The 22,337-nt window shown below is 68.2% G+C and carries 23 protein-coding genes; 9 read left to right on the top strand and 14 right to left on the bottom strand.

Translation table 11 applies throughout. From position 1 onward, the window contains the following. Positions 1-40 precede the first annotated feature (40 nt). Positions 41-484, bottom strand: a complete 444-nt coding sequence (locus AAEX57_RS00690) for an SRPBCC family protein (protein WP_342090307.1) — start codon at positions 482-484, stop codon at positions 41-43. Next, on the bottom strand, positions 484-1,404 hold the full coding sequence (gene pheA / locus AAEX57_RS00685) for a prephenate dehydratase (RefSeq protein WP_342090306.1): 921 nt from the start codon (positions 1,402-1,404) through the stop codon (positions 484-486). Before pheA ends, AAEX57_RS00690 begins: the two co-directional genes overlap by 1 nt. Before the next feature lie 155 nt (positions 1,405-1,559). On the opposite strand from pheA, the gene AAEX57_RS00680 reads away from it, so the two are divergent. Continuing rightward, entirely contained in the window at positions 1,560-2,237 is a 678-nt protein-coding gene (locus AAEX57_RS00680) for a hypothetical protein (RefSeq protein WP_342090305.1), read from the top strand. A gap of 1 nt (position 2,238) precedes the next feature. Here the strand turns inward: AAEX57_RS00680 and AAEX57_RS00675 are convergent, their stop codons facing one another. Genes AAEX57_RS00675 through AAEX57_RS00665 form a run of 3 tightly spaced genes read right to left on the bottom strand, consistent with a single transcriptional unit; the run spans position 2,239 to position 5,160 of the window. After that, positions 2,239-3,102, bottom strand: a complete 864-nt coding sequence (locus AAEX57_RS00675) for an Fpg/Nei family DNA glycosylase (protein WP_342090304.1) — start codon at positions 3,100-3,102, stop codon at positions 2,239-2,241. Beyond that, positions 3,095-3,835 (bottom strand): leucyl/phenylalanyl-tRNA--protein transferase, encoded by a 741-nt coding sequence (gene aat, locus AAEX57_RS00670; protein WP_342090303.1) that lies wholly within the window; start codon positions 3,833-3,835, stop codon positions 3,095-3,097. Before aat ends, AAEX57_RS00675 begins: the two co-directional genes overlap by 8 nt. A 38-nt stretch (positions 3,836-3,873) precedes the next feature. Continuing rightward, positions 3,874-5,160: a citrate synthase gene (locus AAEX57_RS00665; RefSeq protein ID WP_342090302.1), complete on the bottom strand. Its 1,287-nt coding sequence runs from the start codon at positions 5,158-5,160 to the stop codon at positions 3,874-3,876. Between the two features lie 212 nt (positions 5,161-5,372). Between AAEX57_RS00665 and AAEX57_RS00660 the strand changes: the two genes are divergently transcribed. Next, entirely contained in the window at positions 5,373-6,047 is a 675-nt protein-coding gene (locus tag AAEX57_RS00660; protein ID WP_342090301.1) for an EcsC family protein, read from the top strand. A 2-nt stretch (positions 6,048-6,049) separates the two neighbouring features. Here the strand turns inward: AAEX57_RS00660 and alr are convergent, their stop codons facing one another. Further along, positions 6,050-7,180, bottom strand: a complete 1,131-nt coding sequence (alr, locus tag AAEX57_RS00655; protein ID WP_342090300.1) for an alanine racemase — start codon at positions 7,178-7,180, stop codon at positions 6,050-6,052. Positions 7,181-7,354: 174 nt separating this feature from the next. Between alr and AAEX57_RS00650 the strand changes: the two genes are divergently transcribed. The 4 genes from AAEX57_RS00650 to AAEX57_RS00635 all read left to right on the top strand — a co-directional run bounded on the left by AAEX57_RS00650 (position 7,355) and on the right by AAEX57_RS00635 (position 11,508). Further along, a complete protein-coding gene (locus tag AAEX57_RS00650) occupies positions 7,355-8,017 on the top strand; it encodes a response regulator transcription factor (protein ID WP_342090299.1) in 663 nt (220 codons plus the stop codon). Positions 8,018-8,129: 112 nt separating this feature from the next. After that, positions 8,130-9,590, top strand: coding sequence for a protoporphyrinogen oxidase (gene hemG / locus AAEX57_RS00645; RefSeq protein WP_342090298.1), 1,461 nt, complete (start codon positions 8,130-8,132; stop codon positions 9,588-9,590). Next, positions 9,587-10,864, top strand: coding sequence for a TIGR04053 family radical SAM/SPASM domain-containing protein (locus AAEX57_RS00640; RefSeq protein WP_342090297.1), 1,278 nt, complete (start codon positions 9,587-9,589; stop codon positions 10,862-10,864). Before hemG ends, AAEX57_RS00640 begins: the two co-directional genes overlap by 4 nt. Before the next feature lie 44 nt (positions 10,865-10,908). Then, complete coding sequence (locus tag AAEX57_RS00635) at positions 10,909-11,508, top strand: HAD-IA family hydrolase (RefSeq protein WP_342090296.1); 600 nt, start codon at positions 10,909-10,911, stop codon at positions 11,506-11,508. An 82-nt stretch (positions 11,509-11,590) separates the two neighbouring features. Here AAEX57_RS00635 and AAEX57_RS00630 read toward each other — a convergent pair whose 3' ends face one another. The 4 genes from AAEX57_RS00630 to AAEX57_RS00615 all read right to left on the bottom strand — a co-directional run bounded on the left by AAEX57_RS00630 (position 11,591) and on the right by AAEX57_RS00615 (position 14,135). After that, a complete protein-coding gene (locus AAEX57_RS00630) occupies positions 11,591-11,821 on the bottom strand; it encodes a sulfurtransferase TusA family protein (protein ID WP_342090295.1) in 231 nt (76 codons plus the stop codon). A gap of 42 nt (positions 11,822-11,863) precedes the next feature. Next, complete coding sequence (locus AAEX57_RS00625; protein WP_342090294.1) at positions 11,864-12,919, bottom strand: YeeE/YedE family protein; 1,056 nt, start codon at positions 12,917-12,919, stop codon at positions 11,864-11,866. A 240-nt stretch (positions 12,920-13,159) separates the two neighbouring features. Next, entirely contained in the window at positions 13,160-13,282 is a 123-nt protein-coding gene (locus AAEX57_RS00620) for a hypothetical protein (RefSeq protein WP_342090293.1), read from the bottom strand. Positions 13,283-13,502: 220 nt separating this feature from the next. Further along, on the bottom strand, positions 13,503-14,135 hold the full coding sequence (locus tag AAEX57_RS00615; RefSeq protein WP_342090371.1) for a peptidyl-tRNA hydrolase: 633 nt from the start codon (positions 14,133-14,135) through the stop codon (positions 13,503-13,505). Between the two features lie 142 nt (positions 14,136-14,277). On the opposite strand from AAEX57_RS00615, the gene AAEX57_RS00610 reads away from it, so the two are divergent. Further along, complete coding sequence (locus AAEX57_RS00610; protein WP_342090292.1) at positions 14,278-14,742, top strand: cyclophilin-like fold protein; 465 nt, start codon at positions 14,278-14,280, stop codon at positions 14,740-14,742. 9 nt (positions 14,743-14,751) lie between these two features. On the opposite strand, the gene AAEX57_RS00605 is transcribed toward AAEX57_RS00610, so the two are convergent. After that, positions 14,752-15,117, bottom strand: a complete 366-nt coding sequence (locus tag AAEX57_RS00605) for a DivIVA domain-containing protein (protein ID WP_446721042.1) — start codon at positions 15,115-15,117, stop codon at positions 14,752-14,754. A 272-nt stretch (positions 15,118-15,389) separates the two neighbouring features. On the opposite strand from AAEX57_RS00605, the gene AAEX57_RS00595 reads away from it, so the two are divergent. Then, entirely contained in the window at positions 15,390-17,450 is a 2,061-nt protein-coding gene (locus tag AAEX57_RS00595) for a bifunctional metallophosphatase/5'-nucleotidase (RefSeq protein ID WP_342090291.1), read from the top strand. A gap of 150 nt (positions 17,451-17,600) precedes the next feature. Here the strand turns inward: AAEX57_RS00595 and AAEX57_RS00590 are convergent, their stop codons facing one another. From AAEX57_RS00590 to AAEX57_RS00580, 3 genes are read right to left on the bottom strand one after another with little or no spacing between them, the layout of a single operon-like run. Then, entirely contained in the window at positions 17,601-17,996 is a 396-nt protein-coding gene (locus AAEX57_RS00590) for a type II toxin-antitoxin system VapC family toxin (protein WP_342090290.1), read from the bottom strand. Beyond that, the gene (locus tag AAEX57_RS00585; RefSeq protein ID WP_342090289.1) at positions 17,993-18,253 is read right to left on the bottom strand and encodes a type II toxin-antitoxin system VapB family antitoxin; all 261 of its coding nucleotides are present in this window, start codon (positions 18,251-18,253) and stop codon (positions 17,993-17,995) included. The genes AAEX57_RS00590 and AAEX57_RS00585 overlap by 4 nt, the downstream gene beginning before the upstream one ends. 43 nt (positions 18,254-18,296) lie before the next feature. After that, a complete protein-coding gene (locus AAEX57_RS00580) occupies positions 18,297-21,653 on the bottom strand; it encodes a GH92 family glycosyl hydrolase (protein ID WP_342090288.1) in 3,357 nt (1,118 codons plus the stop codon). Positions 21,654-22,113: 460 nt separating this feature from the next. Here AAEX57_RS00580 and AAEX57_RS00575 point away from each other — a divergent pair, with 460 nt between their 5' ends. Continuing rightward, a complete protein-coding gene (locus AAEX57_RS00575; protein WP_342090287.1) occupies positions 22,114-22,320 on the top strand; it encodes a cold-shock protein in 207 nt (68 codons plus the stop codon). Positions 22,321-22,337: the final 17 nt, after the last annotated feature.

Genomic DNA, 22,337 nt, shown 5'->3' with positions numbered 1-22,337 from the left:
GAGGCCGAGCCCAAGGCCTGTGGGAGGCAGCGCCCATCGATCAGGCGTTGGCCTCGCACCAAGCCTGGAAGGTCTCCATCGAGCGCTGGGTGTTCTGCCGGAAGGCGGCCTGGCCCTGTTCCCCCAGCCCTTCGAGCATGCCGGGCGGCAGGTGGAAGATGTGCTCGGCGCTCCACCTGGTTCCGCCGTCGGGCAGCTCGGTGAAGCCGTGGTGGGCCACATTGCGCACCGGGCCGAGCAGGTAGACCACGTCCAGGGCGTCGTCGGTGATCCGCTCGATCTTCTCGATCATCACGCCATCGCCCGGGGTGTTGGCGAAGTGCAGTTCGTTGACCGAGCCGGCGGAGCCGCGCTCACCCTGCAGGGTGACGTGTCGTTCCAGGCCGGGCTGCCATTCGGCGGCCCGCTCGGGATCGGTCATCAGCGCCAGCACCCGGGCGCGGGGCGCGGCAATCTCCACCTCACAGGTGTACTGCATGGGCATCAGGCATCATCCCGTCCGGTATTGCGCAGCGTTTCCAGCCACGTCATCGCCTCGGCATAGTCGGCGTCGGTGGAGCCGGCAGGTACCCGCGGCTTCACCCGATCGGCCCGGGCATAGGAGCCCAGGAAGACCACCTTCTTGCAGATCCGGTGCAGGCCCACCAGCGCGTCGGCCATCCGGGAATCCAAGAGGTGCCCCTCCGCGTCGATCGAGAAGCAGTAGTTGCCCAGCGTGGTCTTGGTGGGGCGGGACTCGATCCGGCTCAGGTTCACGCCACGGACGCTGAACTGGTCCAGGATCTCCTGCAGTGCACCCGGGTGGTTCTCCCGCATGTAGGCGACCAGCGTGGTCCTGTCCGCGCCGGTGCGTTCGGTGGGCGGGCCCTGCTTGGCCACCAACACGAAGCGAGTGACCGCGGCCTCGTTGTCGGCAATGGCGGTGGCGGCGGCCACCAGGCCGTACATCTCACCGGCGACGGCGGCGCAGATCGCGGCGTCGTGCCGGGATTGCGGATCGGCCACCTCGGCGGCGGCCGCGGCCGTGGAGCCGCCCTCAGTGACCTGCGCCTGCGGGCAATTGCTGGCCACCCAGTCGCGGGTCTGGTTGTAGGCGTGCGGATGGGTCAGGATCTGCCGGACGTCGGCCAGTCCAGTGCCGGGCCGCACGTACAGCCCGAACTGCACCGGCAGCAGGACCTCCCGGATGATCATCAGCCGGTCGCCAGCGGCCAGGTTGTCCAGCGTCGCGGAGACCCCACCCTCGACGGAGTTCTCGATCGGCACCAGCGCCGCCGTCACCTCGCCCGCGCGCACCGCGTCCAACGCCGCCGCCACCGTCGGGTAGGGATGCGCCTCCTCGCTGCTGACGCTGAGCAGCGCCTGGTGGGTGAAGGTGCCGGCCGGGCCGAAGTATCCGAGCATGGGAGGGATTCTAGGCAACTCCGAGCGAGCCTGCCCTCCGTCCCGCCGCCAACCGAACCGTGCGGCGAGGAAAAAATCTCCAACAGTCGGGAACTCTTCGGCGTCGGGAGACGACTGGTGGACGAAACCGCTTCCCACCATGAGAAAGAGCCTTCATGTTCACGCTGAGCGCCGTCCCGGTGAAGTTCATCGGCCTGCTGATCTTCTTCGCCTTCACCACTGCCTACGAGACCTACCAGCTGGTGAAGGCCACCAGTGCCCGCGGCCGGATCTCGCACGGACTGCACTGGTTGATGAGCGTGATCATGCTGCTGATGGTGCCCAAGAACATCTGGGTGCCCTTCCGCACCGTGGTCCCCGTGCCGGTCTCGATCTTCCTGATGGTGCTGGGCGTGATCTGGTTCGGCTACCTGGCGGTGATGGCCCGGCCCGGCCACCGGGCACACCCCACCGGCTGCACCCTGATGTTCGCCGCGATGGCCTGGCACCTGGCCGCGATGATGGTGAAGATGCAGAACATGAAGGCCATGGGTGGGATGTCCGGCGGCTCACATGGCGGCATGTCTGGCGGTTCACATGGCGGCATGGGCGGTGGCATGAACCACCAGCTGATGTGGGGCGGCCACAGCGCCCTGTGGTGGATGGCCCTGATCGGCATCCCGCTGATGGCCTACCTGCTGTACGCGTCGATCCGGGCCGTCGCGCTGGCGCTGAAGGAGCCGTCCCGACGGATCGAGGCGCTCAGCGACTTTGCGATGAACTTCGGTATGTTCTGGATGAGCACCGGCCTGATGACCCCGATCCTGCCCTTCTTCAAGTACCTGGCCTTCTGACCTACTTCAGCAGTCGACTCATCCGCCGGTCTGCCAGCACCTTGCCGCCGGTCTGGCAGCCCGGGCAGTACTGCAGCGATGAGTCGGCAAAGCTGACCTCGGCGATCGTCGTGCCGCACACCGCACAGGCGTCTCCGGTGCGGCCGTGCACGCGCAGGTGGCTGCGCTTGTTGTCCTTCAACTCCTTGGCGGCCAGCCCGGTGGCGTGTGCGACGGCGGTGGCGAGCGTCTCACGCAGCGTCCGGTAGAGCCCCAGGCGCTCCTCCTCGGTGAGGGTGCTGGCGCCCTTGAAGGGGCTCAGCCGGGCGGCGTGCAGGATCTCGTCGGAATAGGCATTGCCGATCCCCGCGATGGTGCGCTGGTCCCGCAGGACGCCCTTGAGCTGGGCCTTGCCGGCGTTGGTCAGGATCTGGTCGAAGACCTCGGGGGTGAAGTCGTCGGCCAGCGGATCCGGCCCCAGCGTGGCGATCAATGGCACCCGCTGCGGGTCGTCAACGACATGGAGGGCGAGCTTGCGCTGGGTGCCGGCCTCGGTCAGGTCGAAACCGGCGTCGTCATCCAGCACCACCCGCAGGCTGAGCGGCCCCTTGCCTGGTTTCGGCACCCCCGTCGGCGCGGCGTCGTGCCATCTCACCCAGCCGGCCCGGGCCAGGTGGAAGCACAGGTGCATCCCCTGGGCCTCGACGTCCAGGAACTTGCCGTGCCGGTGCACCCGCTCGATCTGCAGGCCCAGCAGGGAGTCCAGCGGGTACTCGAAGGTCTTGAGGGCGCTGAAGGCGGCCAGGTTGACCCGGGCCATGCTGCGGCCGGTGAGCCGTTCGTCCAGGAAGGTACGCAGCGCCTCCACCTCGGGCAGTTCAGGCATGCTCGTCCTCGCTCTCGGCCAGCCGTCGCAGCAGCTTGGCACTGCCAACGGGTGATTCGGCGCTCAACGCCTCCCAGTCCACCGGCGGCAACTCCAGCGCCCCGTCCAGCAGGCTCAGGTAGGCCACCCGCTCCACCTCGATCACGCCCAGGCTCGCCAGGTGGTCGGTGCGCCACTGCACGTCCAGCAGCCGGGGGGCACCGTCGCGACGCAGTTCCGACACCAGCCGCAGCAGCGCCACCTTGGAGGCATCGCGCCCCAGCTCCGGGTGGTGGAACATCGATTCCCCGGCGAACAGCCCGCCCAGGCACACCCCGTAGAGCCCACCCACCAGCCGGCCCTGGTCATCCCAGGTCTCCACCGAATGCGTGACGCCCTGCGCGTGCAGCCGCAGGTAGACCTCTTGGATCTCCTCGTCGATCCAACCGTCGGGCCGCTCCGGATCGGAACAGCCGTCCAGCACCTGGCGGAAGGCGGCATCCACCGTCGTCGTGTAGCGCCGCGCAGACTTGCGCAGGCTGCGCGTGACCCGGAGCCGATCCAACGGCAGCACGCCGCGCTGCATCGGCGACCACCAACCCATCTCCCCCTCGAAGCCCGTCTCGTGCAGGGGCATGGGGAAGATCCCGGAGCAGTAGGCCGCCAGCGCCAATTCCTCGTTGAAGTCCTCGGAGAAGGCAATCAGGTCCTGCTCCGGCCATTGGGTCCAGGGGCCGAAGACGTGGGCAAGCACGCCTCAGAGTGTGTCACTCGGTACCGACAATTTCTTGTTCAGCGCTGGTGGCGCGGCACCCACTTCACCTGATCTGGGCCGACGTAGACCTGGCGCGGGCGGTAGATGCGCCCCGACGGGTCCTCGTTGACCTCCTTCCAGTTGGCGATCCAACCGGGCATCCGGCCGATCGCGAACATCACGGTGTACATGTTCAGCGGAATGCCGATGGCGCGCAGCATGATGCCGGAGTAGAAATCCACATTGGGGTAGAGCTTGCGCTCCACGAAGTACGGATCGTTGAGGGCGACGTCCTCCAGCTCCAGGGCGATGTCCAGCAATGGATCGTGCGTACCCTGCGCCTCCAACAGCTCGTGCACGGCGCTCTTGAGGATCCGCGAGCGCGGGTCGAAGTTGCGGTAGACCCGGTGCCCGAAGCCCATCAGCCGGATGCCCGACGACTTGTCCTTCACCTGGGCGACGAACTCGTCGGTGCTCATCCCGGAGTCCTTGATCTTCTGCAGCATCTGAACCGTGGCCATGTTGGCGCCACCGTGCCGCGGGCCCCACAGTGCCGCCACCCCGGCGGAGCAGGCGGTGTACAGGTTGGCCTGCGAGCTGGCCACCATCCGCACCGTCGACGTGGAGCAGTTCTGCTCGTGATCCGCGTGCAGCACGAAGAACAGATTGAGCGCCCGCTGCACCTCCGGCGACGGTTCATAGTTCTTGTAGGGCAGGGAGAACATCATGTGCAGCAGGTTCTCCACATACTTCAGGTCGTGGCGCGGGTAGATCAGCGGCTCGCCCTTGTAGGACTTGTATGAGGCCGCGGCAATGGTGCGCACCTTGCTCATCAGGTGGGCTGCGGCGCTCAGGAAGCTGTCGTCGTCGGTGATCCGCGGGCGAGTGTGGGTGCTCATCGCATTGATCATGGAGTTCATGATGGCCATCGGGTGACCGCTCTCCGGGAAGGCGTCAAAGTGCTTGCTCATGTCTGGGTGGAGCGCGCTGTACTTGGTGAGCAGCTCGGTGAAGTGGTCCCGTTCGGCCTGGGTGGGCAGCTTGCCGAAGATCACCAGCCACGCGGTTTCGACGAAGGAGGACTTGTGCTGCGCCAGTTCCTCGATCGGCACGCCCCGGTAGCGCAGGATTCCCTGGTCACCGTCGATGTAGCTGATCGCGGACTGGCAGGCGCCGGTGTTGGCGTAGCCGTCGTCCAGGGTGATCAGCCCGGTCTCGGCGCGCAGCCGGGTGATGTCGATGGCCTGCTCCCCCATCGATCCGGTGATCACCGGCAGGTCATAGGTCTTGCCGTCGATGATGAGCTGTGCGGTCTGGCTGGGCATGCGGGCCTCCGGGTAGATGTGCCTCCATCGTGCGCCTCGGATCGCTCAATGAGACGATCCGTTCATATTCTGACCGCACGGGAGCCGGCCCGCCGAACGGGGTCTCGGTTGCGCCGACGGCGAATGAGGGGCGCCTCAGGGGCCGCCGCACTACGGAGCTGCGGCGGCAGCAACTACCGTTGAGACGAACAACCCAGAAACTTGGAGGAACCATGGCCACCGCTCGGGAGATTGGCAAGACCATCCTTGCCCAGGCACCCAACATCGCACCCGGGGCGGCCACGACGGTGCTGCGTCGCGCCCTCGACCTGGCCATTGACGGGGTCGGGAAGGTACCCGGCGCCAAGACCACCGCCGCCCACGCCCTGCAGAAGACCGGCTCCGCTGAGCTGGCCATCGACGCGATCGTGAAGCAGCACGTCGCGATGGCCGGGGCACAGGGCTTCCTGACCAATCTGGGTGGGCTGGCGACGCTGGCCGTCTCCATTCCCGCCAATGTCTCCGGCGTCGCGATCGTCCAGTGCCGAATGGTGGCGGCCGTCGCGCACCTGCGCGGCTATGACATCGAGGATCCGCGGGTGCGCTCCGCGATCCTGATGTGCCTGCTGGGCGAGGGCAATGCCCGCGAGGCGATCGAGCAGCAGGAGCTGCCCAGCTCGGCGCTGGCCATCGCGACCGCCCCGGTGCACGATCCCCAGCTGGACAACACGATCAGCGAGAAGGTGCTGGCCAACATGATGGGCCAGGTGGGTGGCAAGCGGGTCTCCCTGCTGGCCGGCAAGAAGATCCCGCTGGTGGGCGGCGGCGTGGGTGCCGCCACCGACGGCTGGGCCACGTGGTCCACCGGCGCCTTCGCCAAGAGCCAGTTCATCAACCGTCGACGCTGAGCTCAGCTCTCGTCGTCGAAGTAGATCCGCGGCACCCGGATGGTGATCAGGCAGGTCACCTCGTAGCTGATGGTGCCCATCACGGCCGCCAGGTCGTCGGCCGTGATCTCTGCCTCGCCCTGCCTGCCGAGCACCACCACGTCGTCGCCAACCCGGACGGTGGGCTCGTCCGGCCCCAGGTCGATCATCGCCTGATCCATGCAGACCCGTCCCACGACGGGGTAGCTCCGCCCGCCCACCAGCATCCGGCCGGCATTGCTGTTGCTGCGGCTCCAACCGTCGGCGTAGCCGATGCAGACCGTCGCGATCCAACTGTCCCGCTCGGGCGCCCAGGTGCGGCCATAGCCCACCGTCTCGCCCGCCGGCACCTTCTTGATGAAGGTGACCCGGCTGAGCCAGGTCAGTGGGCGGCGCAGCTCCACCGTCCGCGGCGTGCTCGCGTCGGGGTAGTAGCCGTAGGCCATGATCCCGGCCCGCACCATGGTCATCCCGGTCAGATCGTGGCCCAGGATCACGCCCGAGGGGGCGCCGTGCACCAGCTGGATGGGCCCCCGCTCGGCCTCGATCCGGCCGACCAGTTCTCGGAAGCCGGTCAGTTCGGCCACGGTGTAGTCGATGCCCTCGGTGACGTCGCTGACGGGCGGATGCGTGAACAGCCCCTGCAGCTCCAGATTCGGGCTGGCGTCGATCCGGCGCACCAGCTCCATGGCCTGCTCCGGCTCGCTGCCGATCCGGCGCATCCCGGTGTCCACCTTGAGATGCACCCGCGCGATGATCCCCAGCTCGGCAGCGGCCCGCTGTGCCTCCTCGACGGTGTGGCGATCCACCACGGTCAGGGTGATGTCTGCCCGCAGCGCCGGCTCCAGCTCCCAGGCGAAGCAGTGTGACAGTTTGAGGATGGGCAGCGTGATGCCGGCCTCCCGCAGTTCCAGCGCCTCGGGCACGGTGGCCACCGCCAACCAGTCGGCGCAGCCGGTGCCCTGCACCATCCGGGACACCTCCACGGCACCGTGGCCGTAGGCATTCCCCTTCACCGCAAGCAACACCTGCCGATCGCCAACCCGCTCCCGGACAGCGAGCAGGTTGTGGCGGATGGCCGCCAGATCGACGCAAACATGGGTGGCATAGAACACTGCGACATCATCCCACCGCCCGCCAAGGCTCTGCTGAGGGTCCAAAGTCGCCACATTCCGGTAAAATTCACTACACCCAAAAGGGTGATTTCTCAGCTTCAGTTGGGCTCATCACCCCCAACCACCCCCTCATCAGTTGAATTCGTGGCATTGCTGGGTGCAATAATCGCCCGGGTGAAGACATCCCCATTGCGCATCGCCCTGGTCAACGACTATGAGATCGTGCTGGCCGGGATCCGGGAGATGCTGGCTCCCTATGCAGACAAGATCGACGTCGTCGAGATGGACGCGAACACCGATGTGATCAGCCCCGTGGACATTGCGCTCTACGACACCTACGGGCAGGGCGATCGCGCGCTCGCGTCGGTGCACCAGCCGCTGAACGACGGCAAGGTGGACAAGGTGGTGCTGTTCACCTGGAACCACACCCAGGCGATGGTGGATGCGGCGGAGGCGGCCGGCGTGGACGGTCTGCTCTCCAAGACCATGACCGCCGACGAACTGGTCACCAGCCTGCAGCGGATCGCCGGTGGTGAACGGCTGATCACGCCTTGCGTGCGGGTCTCCTCCCACACCGGCCAGCAATCCGGGAGCAAGGCGGACTGGCCCGGCCGAATGGTGGGGCTGACCATGCGCGAATCGGAGATGCTGACCCTGATCGCCCAGGGCATGAGCAATGCGGAGATTGCCGAACACACCTATCTCAGCCCCAACTCGGTCAAGTCCTACATCCGCTCCGCCTACCGCAAGATCAAGGTGAAACGCCGCTCGCAGGCCGTCGCTTGGGGGATCGAACACGGCATGCTGCCGGATCGGTCACGCTCGATCATCGTCTGACCACTGGTTTTGCACGGCCCGGCGGTCGAGGGAGCCCCGCCGCAAGAAGGGCACCCCGCCCGATTATTCACGGAGTGGGCCGGGTAGAGTCGCCGCCACAGGGAGGTGGCACATGGCAGCGCGTCGTGTAGTGGTGGTCGGGGCTGGGATGACCGGCCTGGTGGCGGCCCGGGAACTGGCCAAGGACGGTCGCTTCAAGGTGGTCTGCCTAGAGGCCTCGGATCACGTCGGTGGTCAGGTGCGCACCCTGGAGATCGACGGCGCCCGGGTGGACGTCGGAGCGGAAGCCGTCCATCTCGGTGCCCCGCATGTCGCCGCCCTGGTGCGAGAACTCGGGCTGGCTGCCGACGTGGTCGGCGCCGCCCCCGGAGGTTCCGTGATGGCCACCCGCAAGGGGCTACGGCCGTTGCCCGCCGGCGTCGGGCCGACCGGCCCCACCAAGGTGTTGCCGGTACTGAAGTCCGGAATCCTCACCCCGCTGGGCATCCTGCGCGCCGGGCTGGAGCCCGTGATGGCGCGCCGCCGCATCACCGAGGATGTCAGCGTCGGTGACTTCACCGCCCGCCGCTTCGGCAAGGAGGTGACCGCCACCTTCGTCGACCCGCTGCTGGGCAACCTGCACGGCGGCGACGTGCACCGGCTCTCCCTGCAGGCCACCGCGCCGCAGCTGGCCCCCGATGCCGCCAACGGTGTCTCCCTGCTGCTGAAGAACCTGCAGCTTCCTCGGCCGGTCGCCCGGGTGGTGGGGCGGGTTGTTCCCGCCCTGGCCCCCAAGGACACCCCCGCCCACCCGGCCCCCAGCGGATCGCCGATGCCGATGTTCGCCAGCTGGCCCACCGGTCTGCAGGCCTTCCCCCAGGCGCTGGCCGCCCAGGGCGGTGCCGAGCTGCGCACCAACAGCCCCGTGACGGGTCTGGACCGGCTGGACGACCGCTGGGTGCTCATCCTGGGCTCCGGCGAGCGGCTGGAGGCCGACGAGGTCTTGCTGACCACCCCGGGCAAGATCTCCGCGGAGTTGCTGCGGCCGCACTGCCCCGAGGCCGCGGCACTCTACGACGCCGTCCCGACCGCCTCCGTCGCCACCGTCGTGCTGGGCTATGACCCGTCACAGGTCGCCGAGAATCGGATCCTGCGGGAGCACAACGGCATCCTGCTGCCCAGCATGCGCGCCCGCACCTTCAAGGCCGCCACCAACCTGAGCCGCAAGTGGCGCGGGCTGGGTGCCACCCACCATCTGCTGCGCGCATCGGTCGGACGCACCGGCAACACCCTTGCCGACGACCTCACCGAGCAGCAGATGACCAGCCGGGTGGCCGACGAACTGGCCGAGCTGACCGGGCTGACCGGCCGCCCGCAGGTCAGCGTCGTGCACCGCTGGCCCGACGCCATGCCGCAACTCCAGCCGGGCCACAAGCAACGCGTCGCCACCGCGCGGGAGGCCCTGGCCCGGATCAACGGCCTGCACATCGCCGGCTGCAGCGTCGACGGCCTGGGCATCGGCGCCACCGTGAAATCGGGCCAGCAGGCGGCCCAGCAGATCATCACCAACTTCAATGAGAAGGATGCACAGTGACCACCACCACCCCGGAGCTCACCCAGGATCCCCATGGGGAGGAAGCTTCCGCGCAAGGCCACCCCGGCCATCCCGGTCATCCGCATCATGCGCCGGTGGTCCGCACCATCAAGCACGACCTGAACACCAAGCCCTTCATCGTGATCTGGGAGACCACCCGAGCCTGCCAGCTGGTGTGCAAGCACTGCCGGGCCGACGCCCAGCACCGCGCCCACCCCGACCAGCTGACCACCGAGCAGGGCAAGGCGCTGCTGGATGACCTGGCCGCCTACGAGGCACCCCGCCCGCTGGTGGTCTTCACCGGCGGCGACGCCTTCGAGCGCGACGACCTGGCCGAGCTGTGCCGCTACGGGACCGAGAAGGGGCTCAGCATCTCGCTCTCCCCGTCGATCACCCCACTGGTGACCCCCGAGCGGCTGCACGAGATGCGCGAGGCCGGTGGCAAGGCGATCAGCCTGAGCCTGGACGGCGCCACCGCCGAGACCCACGACGCCTTCCGCGGTTTCCCCGGCACCTTCGACGCGTCGATCGAGGCGTCGCAGTGGATGCGCCAGGAGGGCTTCCGGCTGCAGGTGAACTCGGTCTTCACCAAGGGCAACATCCGCGAGGCCCCGGCCCTGCTGCAGACCGTCCTGGGGATGGGTGCCTTCATGTGGTACACGTTCATGCTGGTGCCCACCGGCCGCGGCGCCGACCTGAATGCGCTCAACCCGGAGGAGCGCGAGGACGTGCTCAACTGGCTGCACGACATCTCCGACCGGATCGCGATCAAGACCACCGAGGCGCCCCAGTACCGACGGATCGCCATCCAGCGCGAGCGGGCCCGCAATGGCGAGCCGATCCCCGACCAGGTGGCCCACCGCGGCGAGCTGTACGACTACCTGACCGCCGAGACCACCCGGCTGCTCGGCGCACACGCCGAGAAGCCCCGCCGTCCGCGTGCGCCGATGGCGGTGAATTCCGGCTCCGGTTTTGCCTTCATCGACCATCTGGGCGATGTCTACCCCAATGGTTTCCTGCCCAAGCACTGCGGCAATGTGAAGCAGACCCCCTTCCACGAGATCTACACCGATTCGCCCGTCTTCCGGGCGTTGCGCAAGCCGCACGAGTTCAAGGGCAAGTGCGGGGTGTGCGAGTTCAACCGGATGTGCGGCGGCTCCCGCTCGACGGCCTATGCGATGACCGGGGACTACCTGGCCAGCGACCCGACCTGCATGTACATTCCGCCGGCCTGGGCCGAGCAGACCGAGGCGACGCCGCGCCACATGGGCTGAGACCAATCATTGCCCCTGCCCCGGTGGGCTCCTAGGCTCTCGACATGCAGACCATCATCTTCGATCTGGGCGGCGTGCTGGTGGAGGAGACGACGCAGATCCGGGACGCCGCCAAGCGACTCGGGGTGGCACCGCACGAGATAGCGCGTCGTTACTGGTCCGAGCGACTGGACTGGGATCACGGCGCGAGCAACCTGGACTACTGGGGACGAGTGGCGGACGGGGCCGGCGTCAACATCAGCGAGGAGGTGGCCGACGACCTGGCCCGCTTCGACTCCCGACTGTGGACCACGCTGCGCCCGGCCGCGCGACAGATCCTGGCCGATCTGGCGGACAAGCCACAGCCGGTCTGGCTGCTGAGCAATGCCGCTGCCGTCTTCGAGCAGACCGTCGACGAATCCGACTGGCGCGAGTTCATCGACGGGCGCTTCATCTCCGGTGCGCTGCGGCTGCTGAAGCCCGATCCGGCGATCTTCGCGCACGTCGAGCAGGCGCTGGGCACCGACCCGGCCGAGCTGCACTTCATCGACGACCGGCCGGAGAATGTCGCCGCCGCCCGGGAGCGCGGCTGGCGGGCCCGGCTGTGGAGCTCCGACGCCGACACCCGCGCCTGGCTGGTCGGGCTTGGCGTGCTGGACGACTGACCTGCGCCGGCAAGGACGAGGGCCGCTCCCCCGGAAGGGGAAGCGGCCCTCGCTGCTCTTGCGGCCAGTCAGGCTCGGCCGATCAGTGGGCCTTCTGCACCGTGATGGTCCAGCCGAAGTCGGGCGCCTTGGTGAACTCGGTGACCGGGTAGCCGGCCTCCGCGGCCCATTCGGGGATGGACTCGGTGGCCTGGGTGCAGTCGAAATTGATCACCAGTTCGTCGCCGACGCTCAGCGTGGCGATCGCCTGCTTGGCCTCGATCAGCGGGAAGGGGCAAACCTCGCCGGCGGTTTCCAGAATGTGCTTGGCCATGTCATTTCTCCTTGTGGATTCGGTTCTTGCGAGTTTGCTGGGTCAGGCGGGGACGGCGACGGGGGCCGGCCGGGTGGCCGGCGCCGGGCGCTTGGTGGGCAGGAAGATCCGGGCGCCGATCCCGACGCCGAGCAGGGTGAACAGGAAGGCCAGCCAGCCCTGCACGGTGAACTGGGAGCTTTCCACCATCGAGTTGCCGATGGTGCAGCCGCCGGCCCAGGCCGCACCGACGCCCATGCCGAGACCGCCCAGGACGGAGCGCTTGACCACCGTCGCGTCGGGCACCCGAACCTTGAACTCTCCCGACGCCTTGGCGGCGATGAAGGAGCCGGCCAGGATGCCCAGCACCAGCAGCACGCCCCAGTCGACGCGCTGGCCGTTGCCGGTGACCAGGTAGGAGGTCAGGTTGGCCGACGGGGTGGTGATGCCCAGGCCGGACTTGCGGCCGGCAGCGAAGCTCAGCGGGTAGGCGGCAATCGCGATCAGGCCGATCACGACGGCGGTGACGAAGGGGTGCCAGCGCTTCTCGAAGAGCACGTGGGACAGGCCGGTCTTCTGGGCGGGCAGCGCGGCCATCGGCTTGCTGCGGCTCAGGTCTCGCCAGGCGGCGTAGCCGACGCCAGCCACCAGCAGGGCCACCAGGACCCAGGCGGAGATGCCCAGCGCGCCGTGGATGGTGGTGACCGGGACGGTGACATCGCGCACCGCATCGTTGATGGGCTTGAGGGCGCCGTACTTCATCATCGCGGCGGCGACGGCATAGCCGACCAGCGCGATCCAGGAGCCGACCAGGCCCTCACCGGCGCGGTACCAGGTACCCGTCGCGCACCCGCCGGCGGCGACGATCGAGATGCCGAAGACCAGCGATCCGACGATCACCGCAAGCCAGGGCAGGTGGCTGAAGTTCAGCGTGATCAGCCCGGCGCTCTGCAGCGCGGTGACGCCGACGGCCTGGACGGCGATGGTGATCAGGAAGGCAACCAGCCAACGCGTCTTGTGGGCAATCCAGACGTCACGGAAGGCTCCGGTGACGCAGAATCGCCCGCGTTGCAGCACGAAACCAAAGATGATGCCTAGCAGCAGGCCGGTGTAGACCATGGGAGTGTCCTTCTTCTGGGGGTAAGTAAAGCGGTGGCGTGTTGGAGGGGTGGCGAGAATCCCCGAGCCCGGAGCAGCAATGCGAGCATGCTCCGAGCCCGACGCAGCACCCGAGCACGATCCCCGAGCTTGTCGAGGGGGGATTCAGGTGCCCGAACCGCCCCGAGACTGCCGGGGCCTTCAGTGGCGGGGCGTCAGGCGTCGCGGAAGGTCAGCGAGCCGAGACAGCAGAGCGCGGTGTCAGTGACAGGCGGGGCGCTCGGGGCAGCGACACAGCGGGTGACAGGCGCACATGCGGCAGGCGTCCATCGGCAGGCCGCTGACGGCGGTGCGGATGGTGCGTAGCTGACGCAGGTTGCCCACGATGATGTCCTTCGTGTGTCGAGACCTTCTCTTGTGGGGCACAACCCTGCCAGAGGCCGGACTATTCCCCGATGATCACCATCTGGTGAGATTTCTGGACGCCGAGGGTGCAATTCTGGCGGACCAGACGGATTCAGCCCAAGGACGTCGGAACCCGCAAGTGCCCAGGGGACCGTCGGAATTGCCAGCCTCTACGCTGGGCCGGGCCTGCTCGGTTGCCTCACCACCAGGCGCGGGTGGTCTCCGTCGGGCCGTCCAGTTCGGTGAAGCCGGCGTCCACCACCTGCACCCGGCCGGGGTCGGTGGCCCAGCGGGCCTCGTCAATCACCTCCACCCGCAGCCGGTGCCCGTCGGCTGCCCAGGTCTGGCGGGTGGGCTCGTCCATTGCCTCCCAGGCCAGCTGGGCGGCGTGCGCGCACTGGGCGGCGGCCTTGCCGGTGGTCATGGTGATGTTCGGGCTGATCCCCACCGTGACCAGCGCATCCACGGTGCGGCTGGGGTGCAGGTCGGGTAATTCGGTGCCCTCCACCTGCAGCTTCTTCAGGATCGGATCCAGCGGTCGGACCGGCGCCGGCACGAAGGCCCGGGCGCCCGCCACCCCCTCCTCGTCGTCGCCGCCCTGCTGCACGGTGACGCCGGGGACGGCCTGCACCTCATCCCAGCGCACGGCACCCCGGGCCCGGCGCACCAGCTTGCGGATCCGGCCGTCGCGCCAGAAGTCCACCGCCTCCCGCCACTCACCCGCCCGGGCCTCGGTGGAGGAGATCAGGCCGACGGCGGCCCTGGCGACCGCCTCGCAGGTGTCGATGTGGCTGGCCGGGCGGGTCTTGTCGTAGCGGACGGCAAACTGCATCGCCCAAGGGATGTCGTGGTCCAGGTGCCCGTCGATCGGGGAGGCGATGGCGGGATCAGCGGGCAGGGATTCCATGGCACCCAACTGTACGGTCGGCCGCCCAGGGCTGGTCATCGCGCCCGAAGCGACGCAGACTGGTGCCATGTTCCTGCGTGGCGTGGCCCTGGCGCTGACCACCGGTGCGGTCTGGGTGGCCCAGGCCGGTACCGCCCACGCCCCGACGACCCCAGCTCGTCCGTCAGAAGTGGAGCCCACCATGGAGATCGTGTTCACCCGCGCCGACCGGCAGATCCGGGCCGAGCTGAATGACAGCCGGGCGGCCAGCGACCTGTTCAAGCAGCTGCCACAGGATCTGGACTTCAGCGATTTCAACGGCGCGGAGAAGATCGCCACCCTGCGCGAGCCGCTGTCCACCGCCGGGATGCCCGATGGCTATGAGCCCCAGGTGGGCGATCTGGCCTGGTTCGAGCCCAATGGCGTGATCGTCGTCTTCTACGGCGAGGCGCCGCCCTTCCAAGGGCTCTTCCCGCTGGGCCGGCTGGTGGACGACGTCGATCCCTTCGCCGCCCAGAAGACCGACTTCACCGTGCGCGCAGCCCGGGGCTGACGGGGCCGTTCAGCGTCGGCCGAAGAGCTTGCCGAACAAGCCGGGCTCCTCGGGCAGCGGTTCGATCATGGGGGTGGTCGACGTCAGGCTGCTCGACGGGGAGGTGTCCGTGGCCGGCTCGGCGGCTCCGTGCCCGTCCGGATTGTGATGCCCCTCCAGCCGATCCAGGAATTCATCGACGTCGTGCGCGTTGTACCCGTTGCGCGCGATCGGGAAGCGGACGGCGTGCACCAGGTCCGCGATCGACTGGCCGTCGGACATCCGCTGCCGCACCTGGTCGAGGAAGTCGTCGACGGCGCTGGGCTCGTAGCCCTCGCCGGGGCGACGGCTCATCCGAAACCGCACGGAGTCGACTTCTTCCAAGGTGACAGCCATGATGCGAGGGTAACCGCTGGTCCGCACCATGTGGGCCAGACGCGAGCGGCCTTTCGGGTACCCACAGGTAGGTGGCCCGCGCGATGAACTCTTCGCAAACATGGCGTCAGCCTCTTGCGCGTCGCGCGGCGATGGCACAAAGCTGATTGGTGCATGCGCCCAACCGGGCTCGGGGATGCACCGCGCGGACAATTCACGATGTCTTTGGGTCGCCCCTGCTCGCGGCCGGTGCACCACCCGTGATCCTCGTGATCCCCCACCAAGGAGTACCCATGATCAAGTCCGGTCTGGCGCGTGCCGCCGTCACCTCACTTGCCACGCTCGCCCTCGTCGCCGGCGGTGCCGGTGCCGCCGACGCTGGCAAGCCCGGCCCCAAGCCGAAGCCCAACCAGGCGGTGGCGTGCCAGCAGGAGACCAGCAAGCTGACGCTGCTGGCCTTCAATGACTTCCACGGTCGACTCGCCACCTCCAGCCCGGACACGGTGGCCTTCTTCGGCACCGTCGAGGCCGCCCGGCAGGCGGCCGGCGAGCAGAACTCGCTGGTGATCAGCTCCGGCGACAATGTTGGCGCCTCGCTCTTCCCGTCGGCGGTGCAGGACGACAATCCGACGCTGGACGTGCTGAATGCGATGGATCTGGATGCCTCCGCGGCCGGCAACCACGAGTTCGACCGCGGCTGGGCCGATTTCGCCGGCCGGATCCAGACCCGCGCGAACTTCCCCTACCTGGCCGCCAATCTGTACCAGAAGGGCACCACCACCCCGGCGGTGAAGCCCTACACCATCGTGGAACGCGACGGGCTGAAGATTGCCGTCGTCGGTGCCGTGACCGGAGACTTGAAGAGCCTGGTGGGCACCGAGGTCTTCAAGACCGTTGACCTGGGTGATCCGGTGGCCGCGGTCAATGCCCAGACCGAGGCGCTGACCGATGGCGATGCGGCCAATGGTGAGGCCGACGTCGTGGTGGCCAGCTACCACGAGGGTGCCGCGGTCAGCGAGCCCAAGACGCTGAGCGACGCGCTGGCCAGCAAGCCCTTCGCCAGCATCGTCAACGAGACCTCACCCAAGGTCGCCGCGATCCTGACCGCCCACACCCACCAGAGCTACGCCTGGCAGGCCCCCGTCCCCGGCACGGAAAAGACCCGCCCGGTGATCGAGTCCGGCAGCTACGGTGCGGCTGTCGGGCAGGTTCAGCTCACCCTGGACAACACCCAGCCGATGCGTCCCGGAAACAACAAGGGCAAGGGCAAGGGTGCGGTGAAGGATCCAGGCCTGCGTGGAACCGTCTGCTCCTCGGAGGCCGAGAACCTGAAGGTCAAGCCCAGCAGCGAGGTGCCCGCCCTGGTGGCGGCCTACCCGCGGGTTGCCGCGGTGCAGCAGATCACCACCGACGCCCTGGCCCAGGCCAAGATCATCGGCTCCCGGGTGATCGCCACCTCCACCGGTGCCGTCTCGCGCGGTCTGAAGGCCGACGGCAGCCCGGACAACCGCGCCGTCGAGAGCTCGATGAGCAACATGGTGGCGCAGATGTTCTACGACACCCTGAGCAAGGGAGACCAGGACTTCATCGGCGTGCAGAACCCCGGTGGCACCCGCGCCGACCTGCCGGCCGGCGAGATCAGCTATGCCAACGCCGCGGCCATCCTGCCCTTCGCCAATACGCTGATGACCACCCAGATCACCGGCGCCCAGGTCAAGACCATGCTGGAGCAGCAGTGGCAGACCAATGCCGACGGCAGCACCCCCAGCCGGCCGTACCTGCAACTCGGGCTCTCCAAGAACGTGACCTACACCTATGACGAGTCCCGCCCCGCCGGTGACCGGATCACCTCGATCGCGGTCAACGGCAAGCCGATCGACGCGGCCAAGCTGTACACCGTCGGCTCCGGCAACTTCCTGATCACCGGCGGCGACAACTTCCGCGTGCTGGCGCAGGGTCAGAACACCCGCGACACCGGCGCCAGCGATCTGGCCGCCTGGGTGGAGTGGCTGACCGCGCAGAAGACCGTCTCGCCCAGCTTCGCCCGCGGTGCCGTCTCGGTGAGCCCGACCCCGACCACGCTGACCGCCGGTCAGGCGACCAGCTTCACCGTCGGTGCACCGCAGGGTGCCTTCCAGCTGGACACCCTGGACATGCGCTCCACCGGGGCCGTGGCCAACACGTCGCTGACCGCCAGCATTGGCGACGTTCCGGTGGGCACCGCGTCCGTGACCGACGGCAAGGCCACCATCACGGTGACTGTGCCCGCGTCGATTGCCAAGGGCGCCGCCGTACTGACCCTGAAGGCCGCCGGCTCCGACACGACGGTCAGCATCCCGGTGACCATCGCCTGAAGCAATCTCCGCTGACGGAATCGGAAACAGGAAACACACGGGTTCCCGGGACAACCCATCCCCCCCCCCCCCCCCCCCCCCCCCCCCCCCCCCCCCCACCCCCCCCCCCCCCCCCCCCCCCCCCCCCCCCCCCCCCGCCCCGTGCCCGCATCAGTCGTTGACGGTTCGCAGGTCAGTGTGCGGGAAGTCATTTCCCTTGTAGAGCAGGGGCTCGCCCGACGCCTTCGCCGCGGCATAGGTGAGGCAGTCACCGAAGTTCAACTGGGCAGGGTGTCCGGACCCCTTCCCAAAATCCCGGAAGGCCTCCCGGGCAACTCGCGCCTGAGCCGCGTCAAAAGGGAGTACCTCAACCCCGAGCTGGTCCAACAACGTGTCGAGAGCCCTGGTGACGACAGGATCGTGGATGCCGTCGACCACCATCCCCAGCTCCACCAGCGTGGGAGCGCCAATCCATAACCGCTCCGCCCGATCCATCAGTTCCAGAAAGTGACGCCGTTCCGGTTCACCCCGCAGGACGGCAATGAGTGCCGAGGTATCGATGATCATGCCGGCAGCCCCTCCTCGTCGTACATCTCATCCATGGCGCGTTGCATCGCGTCACGCTCCGCCTGCCCAAGCCGAGCATCAACAATCTCCAGCGTCTGCCAGACAAGATTCATCCGGGTGGTTGGGGAAGCCCGTTGTTCGCGAGAGATCAGCTCGCGCAGGGCTTGCTCGATCACCCCCGTCTGGGTGTTCCCTGTCAAGCGGGACGCCTGCTGGGCCAATTCGATCACGCGCTCGTTCTTGATGTTGATCGCCATGAAGGTACCTTAGCACCTACGTCGGGTACCACTGGATGACGCGTCAGTAGACCTCCACCTGGCTGAGGCGGCAGGGCCCCGTGGCGACCAGCCGGAAACCGTCGACCGGGCTGTCACCCAGCAGATAGGCCGCGGTCTGGTCGGGATGCCGAGTGGCGCGGGTGGCAATCCCCACATCCGTCCACTGACCATCGCGCCGGGTCTCGACGCGTAGCGCCGGAGCCGCAGCATCCGGGCTGGTCAGCGTGGCATAGAGCGGGGTGAACTCCGCATCCCAGGTGAACTCCAGCACGTCGCCCCCGGCCAAGTCCGCGATGGCTTCACCGCGGTCGTCCACCGAGCAGCGAGGCCCGGCATAGTGGGCCTCGGGGGTGCGGTCGGGTTGCCAGCGCCGGGGCTGCCCGGTGGCCGTGGACGCGCTCCATGGCCGGGTGCCGGCGCCCCAGCTGGTCGGCTCGGGGCCCAGCACGAATTCCAGCAGCGCGTCGCCGCGGACCAGTTCGGCGGGGATGGTGACCGCATTCCACAGCTCGCCGTTGACCCGCAGGCTCTGGATGTAGCGGTGCTCGATCCCGGTGGCGCGGATCTCCAATCGGGTGCCGTCGGCACGATTCCAGGCCAGCTTGGCAAACAACGGTGCCGTGATCGCCAGCTCTCCCCCGCCGACGAAGAGCGGGTAGAGACCCATTGCCAACAACAGCCAGTAGCCGCTCATCTCGCCATTGTCCTCGTCGCCCGGGTAGCCCTGGCCGATCTCCGAGCCGACGAACTTCTTGTCCAGCAGCTCCCGGGTGAGCCACTGCGTCTTGTGTGGCTGTCCGGCAAAGAGGTACATGAAGGGGATGTGGTGCGCCGGCTGGTTGCTGATCGCCAGCTGCCCGATCCCGTCGGCCTGCGCCTCGTTCATCTCCTGCGTGTTGTAGGTGTAGCTGCCCCACATCGACGGGCGGGTGACCGCCGGGGTGGCCAGCATCTCGTCCAGCTTGGCGCCCAGCGCCTGCTCCCCGCCCAGCAGCGACGCCAGCAGCGCGCCGTCGTGCGGGGCGTGGAAGGCCTGGCCCCAGGCATTGGTCTCGGTGTAGTCATGGCCCCAGTGGGTCGGGTCGAAATGCTCCGGCTCGACGCGGAAACTCCCGTCGGGCTTGCGACCCTGGTAGAAGCCGATCCGCTCGTCGAACATCTGGGCGTGCGCCAGCCCGCGATTGGCAAACCAGGCCTCATTGGCCTCGAATTCCGCCAACCGGGAGGCAAGGGGGTGCCCCTCGACAAGCTCGGGGGCCGTGGCGGGGTTCTGCTCGGGGATCGTGGTGTCGTTGGGCACCGACGCAACCACGGCGGCCGAGCCTGTCGGGGCCCCGTAACGGGCCCCGTCCAGTTCCGCCCGGGCGCGGGCGGCCAGGCGTCCGGACCAGAGCGAGATCGCGGCGTCGCAGGAGGCATTGTCCATGGTCCAGGCCAGCCCCTCCTCCGTGTCGGTGTCAATCCAGCCCACGAAGCGCCCCTTGCCGATCCCCTTGCGGCCGGTCAGCAGCGAGTCCGACGGCCCGGTGGCATTGCGCAAGGCCGAGTCATAGGCGGTCAGCTCGTCCTGGTCGTGCAGGCTCAGGGTGCCCTGCAGCGAGGCGTCGGCGAAGATCGCGTCGGAGCTGGTGCCGGGCATGCAGTCGACGTAGCCGGGGGCCGACCAGCGCGCCATCCAGCCCCCGCCGCGGTACTGCTGCAGGATGCCGGAGAGCAGTTCGGGGGCCTTGTCCGGCGTGAGCAGCGAGTACAGCGGCCAGCAGGTTCGGAAGGTGTCCCAGTAGCCGTTGTTCACGCCCAACTGGCCGTCGACGACCTGGCAGCCGGTCCGCTCCGGGCTGTGCTGGCCGGCGGGGCGGAAGGGCGACGCATAGGCCCAGCGCGGCTCCTCGGCCGAGCCGATGTTCTCGTGGTGGTCATTGGGCCAGGAATAGAGGCAGGCCAGGTTGCTCCAAGCGGTGATCCGCTGATCCAGGGTGCCGCCGTCGATCTCCAACCGGTTCAGCAGTTCCCGCCAGGTGGCCTGGGCGCGGCCCGCGATCTCGTCGAAGCTGGCTCCCCCGACCTCCATCTCCAAGTTGCGCTTGGCCTGCTCGACACCGATGAAGCTCATCGCGGCGCGCACCTCGAAGACCGCGGCCTCGGCCTCCAGGATCGCGGCCTGGGGCCGGGGCAGCGGGATGGTGAGCTTGCCGAACCAGCTCTTGTCCAGCCGCTTTCCCTTGATGCTCAGGCCTTCCAGCGGGCTGCGACGTTCCCGGGCGGGGTGGACGCTGGCCGGAACGCTGGTCTCGCCGTAGACATAGGCGGGCGGGCTGGGCCGGTGCAGGCCGGCGGTCCAGCCCTCGGCCGGGGCGATGGCCGCACGGAAGGCCACCCGACCGTCGGGCAGGGTCTCGGTGGTCATGCTGCCGCTGAAGGGCTGGTCCAACACAACGCCCCGACGCCCGGGTCCGGCAAAGCTGAACTTGAAGACTCCCGCGCGCGACGTGGGGGTCATCTCGGCCCGGATGCCACCCTCCAGATCCACCCGGTAGTAGTGCGGGCGGTCGATCTCCTCGTCGTGGCTGAAGGCGCGGGCGCGCTGGCTCGGCGACGCGGTGACGCTGCCCTGCCACGGCATGATCTGGAAGGCGGAGCGGTCGGCGATCCACGGGCTGGGCTGGTGGCTGAAGGCCAGGGCCTGCAGCCGGGGGCGAGGGCCGCCGTCGCGGTGGTAGCCGTAGAGCCAGTTGCGATCCCGGCTCTCGGTCAACGGCACCAGGAAGTTGAAGCCCTGCGGCAGGCAGGTCAACGGCAGCGCATTGCCGCGGGAATAGTAGAAGGCGGAATGCGTGCCGCGGCTGGTGCGCACCCGATCCACCACGTCGGGCTCCTCGACGGGCAGCGGGCGCGGGCCGAAGACCTGCAGCCAACCGGAGCCGTCCAGCCCTTCGAGGCAGGCCAACCGCACCTCGGTCACCCGCCGGCCGGCCAGCGGTTCCAGGTTCAGTCGCAGCAGGTTCCAGTTGTCGGCAACCAGGCACTGGCGACTGCCGTCGATCGGGTGTTCGTGCTGGTCACGCAGGGTCACGAGGCCGTCCTCGGTGACGAACTCGACGGCCAGCGAGCAGCCGCCGAAGTTGGGATCCGGCGAGGCATCGGAGGTGGGGTCGTGCTCCAGATCCGGGAAGACCGCCAGCTCATAGCAACTGCCCGGCGGCACCTGGAAACCGTCGGCGATCCGCGTGGCGCCCCCCGCGCGCTGTTGCCGGAAGTGCCAGACGGCGCCTTCACACAGCCCGACGCCCGCCATCGAGGCCATCGGGCGGTCCGGGCCGGAGGCGGGGCTGAGGACGGGGCCCAGCGCCGGGCCGGCGGTGGCGGTGGTCTCGGGCATCGGCTCTCCTGTACTGCTTTCCGGGGTGTGCAGCCAGCGTAGTCACGGCTCCGATGACGTCCCTGCAGAACCACCGCCACCCTCAGATTGGCCTGAGCGGCCTCGCCTCGGCCCACCCGCGGGCAGGGACGTCACACCGCCTCAGCGAGCTCCGTTCCTGAAGATTCGCACCTGCCCGCAGCGGGCCTTGTACGTTCAAATCCCCCTGTAGACCACCCGTAGGGGTGGTATTGCCCGAGCTGGGCAAACAACCACGGTCAGACCGATTTGGCGTGCCACTCCCGCCGTGTAGTGTGGTTGTCAGTTGTTGAAGTTCTGTACCTCGCATGACAAGCGGTTTTCGGCCTTGAACTCCCTGCAGGGAGTCCGTGCCAAAACTGTTTTCTGGATGGTTCACAAAGCATCACAGCTAGGAACGCACCGAAAGTCGGTTCGTTCAGCACCAGAAAGCAGGAATGACATGACTACTGGCATCGTGAAGTGGTTCAACGCCGAAAAGGGCTTCGGCTTCATTGCTCCCGAGGACGGCTCGGCCGACGTGTTCGCGCACTTCAGCGCCATTCAGGGCTCGGGCTTCAAGACCCTGAATGAGAACGACCGCGTTGAGTTCGAGGTTGTCCAGGGCCCCAAGGGCGCCCAGGCCGCCGACATCCGCGTGATCGGCTGACCCCACCTTTCCGGAAC

The sequence above is a fragment of the Luteococcus sp. H91 genome (assembly GCF_038433135.1).
In the GTDB taxonomy this organism is placed as follows: domain Bacteria; phylum Actinomycetota; class Actinomycetes; order Propionibacteriales; family Propionibacteriaceae; genus Luteococcus.
This window is presented reverse-complemented; position numbering and strand designations above follow the sequence as displayed.

What these genes read in the sequence shown, in the direction of transcription:
- AAEX57_RS00585 (WP_342090289.1), bottom strand. Translation starts at nt 18,253, where the DNA reads ATGGCGATCAACATCAAGAACGAGCGCGTGATCGAATTGGCCCAGCAG.
- AAEX57_RS00625 (WP_342090294.1), bottom strand. Translation starts at nt 12,919, where the DNA reads ATGGTCTACACCGGCCTGCTGCTAGGCATCATCTTTGGTTTCGTGCTG.
- AAEX57_RS00590 (WP_342090290.1), bottom strand. Translation starts at nt 17,996, where the DNA reads ATGATCATCGATACCTCGGCACTCATTGCCGTCCTGCGGGGTGAACCG.
- AAEX57_RS00580 (WP_342090288.1), bottom strand. Translation starts at nt 21,653, where the DNA reads ATGCCCGAGACCACCGCCACCGCCGGCCCGGCGCTGGGCCCCGTCCTC.
- AAEX57_RS00605 (WP_446721042.1), bottom strand. Translation starts at nt 15,117, where the DNA reads ATGGCTGTCACCTTGGAAGAAGTCGACTCCGTGCGGTTTCGGATGAGC.
- AAEX57_RS00610 (WP_342090292.1), top strand. Translation starts at nt 14,278, where the DNA reads ATGTTCCTGCGTGGCGTGGCCCTGGCGCTGACCACCGGTGCGGTCTGG.
- AAEX57_RS00635 (WP_342090296.1), top strand. Translation starts at nt 10,909, where the DNA reads ATGCAGACCATCATCTTCGATCTGGGCGGCGTGCTGGTGGAGGAGACG.
- AAEX57_RS00615 (WP_342090371.1), bottom strand. Translation starts at nt 14,135, where the DNA reads ATGCAGTTTGCCGTCCGCTACGACAAGACCCGCCCGGCCAGCCACATC.
- AAEX57_RS00690 (WP_342090307.1), bottom strand. Translation starts at nt 484, where the DNA reads ATGCCCATGCAGTACACCTGTGAGGTGGAGATTGCCGCGCCCCGCGCC.
- AAEX57_RS00660 (WP_342090301.1), top strand. Translation starts at nt 5,373, where the DNA reads ATGGCCACCGCTCGGGAGATTGGCAAGACCATCCTTGCCCAGGCACCC.
- AAEX57_RS00680 (WP_342090305.1), top strand. Translation starts at nt 1,560, where the DNA reads ATGTTCACGCTGAGCGCCGTCCCGGTGAAGTTCATCGGCCTGCTGATC.
- AAEX57_RS00665 (WP_342090302.1), bottom strand. Translation starts at nt 5,160, where the DNA reads ATGCCCAGCCAGACCGCACAGCTCATCATCGACGGCAAGACCTATGAC.
- AAEX57_RS00675 (WP_342090304.1), bottom strand. Translation starts at nt 3,102, where the DNA reads ATGCCTGAACTGCCCGAGGTGGAGGCGCTGCGTACCTTCCTGGACGAA.
- hemG (WP_342090298.1), top strand. Translation starts at nt 8,130, where the DNA reads ATGGCAGCGCGTCGTGTAGTGGTGGTCGGGGCTGGGATGACCGGCCTG.
- AAEX57_RS00630 (WP_342090295.1), bottom strand. Translation starts at nt 11,821, where the DNA reads ATGGCCAAGCACATTCTGGAAACCGCCGGCGAGGTTTGCCCCTTCCCG.
- AAEX57_RS00595 (WP_342090291.1), top strand. Translation starts at nt 15,390, where the DNA reads ATGATCAAGTCCGGTCTGGCGCGTGCCGCCGTCACCTCACTTGCCACG.
- pheA (WP_342090306.1), bottom strand. Translation starts at nt 1,404, where the DNA reads ATGCTCGGATACTTCGGCCCGGCCGGCACCTTCACCCACCAGGCGCTG.
- AAEX57_RS00575 (WP_342090287.1), top strand. Translation starts at nt 22,114, where the DNA reads ATGACTACTGGCATCGTGAAGTGGTTCAACGCCGAAAAGGGCTTCGGC.